General features: G+C 74.4%; 2 protein-coding genes and 1 pseudogene. 2 read left to right on the top strand and 1 reads right to left on the bottom strand.

Annotation, left to right across the window (positions count from 1 at the left end; all coding sequences use genetic code 11):
- A partial coding sequence (locus tag ACFW2E_RS45130; RefSeq protein ID WP_384477505.1) for a PP2C family protein-serine/threonine phosphatase occupies window positions 1-1,235 on the top strand: 1,235 nt, incomplete at its 5' end.
- A gap of 110 nt (window positions 1,236-1,345) precedes the next feature.
- The gene (locus ACFW2E_RS45125) at window positions 1,346-2,125 is read left to right on the top strand and encodes a hypothetical protein (RefSeq protein ID WP_384477502.1); all 780 of its coding nucleotides are present in this window, start codon (window positions 1,346-1,348) and stop codon (window positions 2,123-2,125) included.
- Between the two features lie 185 nt (window positions 2,126-2,310).
- Here the strand turns inward: ACFW2E_RS45125 and ACFW2E_RS45120 are convergent.
- A pseudogene (locus ACFW2E_RS45120) lies at window positions 2,311-2,463 on the bottom strand (putative protein N(5)-glutamine methyltransferase); the annotation flags it as partial.
- Between the last annotated feature and the right edge of the window lie 62 nt (window positions 2,464-2,525).

Raw genomic sequence — 2,525 nt, 5'->3', positions numbered from 1 at the left:
CGCTGGAGCTGGACCGCACCGCGCACGAACTGGCCGACGTGGCCGTGCCCGGCCTCGCGGACATCGCGGCCGTGGATCTGCTGGAGACGGTGGTGAAGGGCCGGCGCAGCACCCTCGGTCCGGCCGAGCCGGCCGTGATCCGCGCGCTGGCCGTGCAGGCGGAGAACGCCCCCGAGGCGCTGCGGGCGGCCGACCGGCCCGGTCAGGTCGCCCGGTACGGGCCGGACCGACTGGTCACCGAGTGCGTGCGCACGGGGCTGCCGGTGATGGTGGAGCGGGTGGCCGAGGAGGACCTGCCGCGGATCGCCCGCTCCCCCGAGGCGGCCGAGCTGCTGCGCCGGGCGGGCGTGCACTCCTACCTGGCCGTGCCGCTGATCGCGCGGGGCGAGGTGCTCGGCGCCCTCGATCTCAAGCGCACCCGCAATCCGGAGCCGTTCGGCGAGGACGACCTGCTGCTGGCCCGTGAGCTGGCCGCGCGCGCGGCGGTGCAGATCGACAACGCGCGCTGGTACCAGAACGCCCGCAACACCGCCCTCACCCTGCAGCGCAGCCTGCTGCCCGGCCATCCGCCCGTGACCACCGGCCTGGAGGTCGCCTCCCGCTACCAGCCGGCGGGAGCCACCAGCGAGGTCGGCGGCGACTGGTTCGACGTCATCCCGCTGGAGGGCGGCAAGACCGCGCTGGTCGTCGGTGACGTGATGGGCAGCGGTATCAACGCGGCCGCCACCATGGGACGGCTGCGCACCGCGACCACCACGCTGGCCTCGCTCGATCTCGATCCCGCGGTGCTCCTGGAGCACCTCGACAAGATCACCTCGGGCCTGGACCACTCGATCGCGACCTGTGTGTACGCCGTCCACGACCCCCATCTGCGCCAGTGCCGCATCGCCAACGCCGGGCATCTGCCCCCGGCCCGGGTCCGCCCCGGGCACCCGCCGGAGCTGCTCGACCTGCCCACAGGGGTTCCGCTGGGCGTGGGAGGGGTCTCCTTCTCCACCACGGCCGTGGACTTCACCCCCGGCGACGAACTCGTGTTCTACACCGACGGGCTGGTCGAGACGCGCAGCCACTCGCTCGACGAACGCCTCGATTTCCTCCTGTCCCTGCTGGACGATCCGGCCGGCCCCCTGGAGGAGACCTGCGACCTCCTGCTGCGTACGCTGCACCACCCCGACAACCACGACGACGTCGCGCTGCTCATCGCGCGGGCTCAGGAGCTGCGCGGGCCGGCGTGACCGCGTGATTCACAGCGAGTGATTACCGGGCCCTTATCGGCCTCCCCGGACAATTCACAGGGAGGCATGCGCAGTGGGATGCCGCGTGTCATGGCTGATGGGAGTGGGCTGTGCACGAACCGGACCACGGGCACGGCTCGGGAGAGGGGCCCGCCGAGCCGATTCCGTCGATCCCGCCGATGCCGTCGCACCCGCCGCAGTCGCCCGCGGCGGGTGAGGTCGTCGCCGGACCCGGACAGGGCCGTGAACCGGGTCCGCCCCTTCGCGTCCGATGGCGCAGGCAGTCCGCGCGGACCCGGGCGGTGACCGTGGCGGTCACGGTCGTGGCGCTGGCCCTCGGCGGCACCGTCGCCTACGCCGCCGCCTCGGGCGGGTCGGGCGCTGATGCCGTACCCGCCGCCGCGGGCCCGTCCTCCACGTCGCCCTCGCCGCACGGGCACGGGCACGGCCCGGGTTTCGGCCCGTTCTTCGGCCCCGGCGGCGCCGGGGTGCACGGCCAGGCGACCGTCAGGGACCGGGACACCGGGAAGTGGGTCGTGCGGGTCTGGCAGCGGGGCACGGTCGAGAGGGCGGACGGCGACCAGGTCACCGTGAAGAGCGACGACGGCGCCCGGTGGACCTGGACCGTGGGCTCGGACACCAGGGTGCGCGCGGACGGCTCCTCCGGCTCGGGCGCCGCCGCGCTGAAGAAGGGCGACCAGGCCTTCCTGGCCGGTAGACGCTCCGACGACGGCACCCGGACCGCGACGATCGCCGTCACCGGCACCTTCGGCCCCAAGGGCGGCCGCCCGCACGACGGACGGGGCCGGTTCCACGGTGACCGCGGCCCGTGGGGCCAATCCGACCGCACACCGTCCGCGAGCCCGTCGGGCGGCGGCGCGAGGACCTGACCGGCGTGCGGAAGGGGCGTACGCAGGACAGGGGTGAAGCCCGGTGACCGGGGGGACCACGGACGGGGTGGAGCGTGGCGGCCGGGGGGCCGCCAGGCGCGCCCCCGACCGACCGGCCGCCGCAAACCTGCCCGCCATACGCCGACACCACCCGGCCACCCCGAAAGCCCGTCGGCCGAGTACACCTAGGCCCGGACGCCGATCACCACCGACGCGTACAGCTCCTCCGAGACCGCCAGGCGTGTGCTCAGGCCGGCGCGGGTGAACGTCTCGAGGGCGGCCGGGGCCTGTCGTTGGCTCGGAAACACCAGGAGGCACACCCCCGGGGCGAGCCACACCAGTTCCGCGGTGGGGACAAGGCGAAGGGTGTAGTGGCCCTCGGAGACGCCCTACAAGGCCA

Source organism: Streptomyces sp. NPDC058964, from assembly GCF_042741275.1.
In the GTDB taxonomy this organism is placed as follows: Bacteria; Actinomycetota; Actinomycetes; order Streptomycetales; family Streptomycetaceae; genus Streptomyces.
Note: the sequence above shows the minus strand (reverse complement) of the source record. Positions and strands in the feature narration are given on the sequence as shown.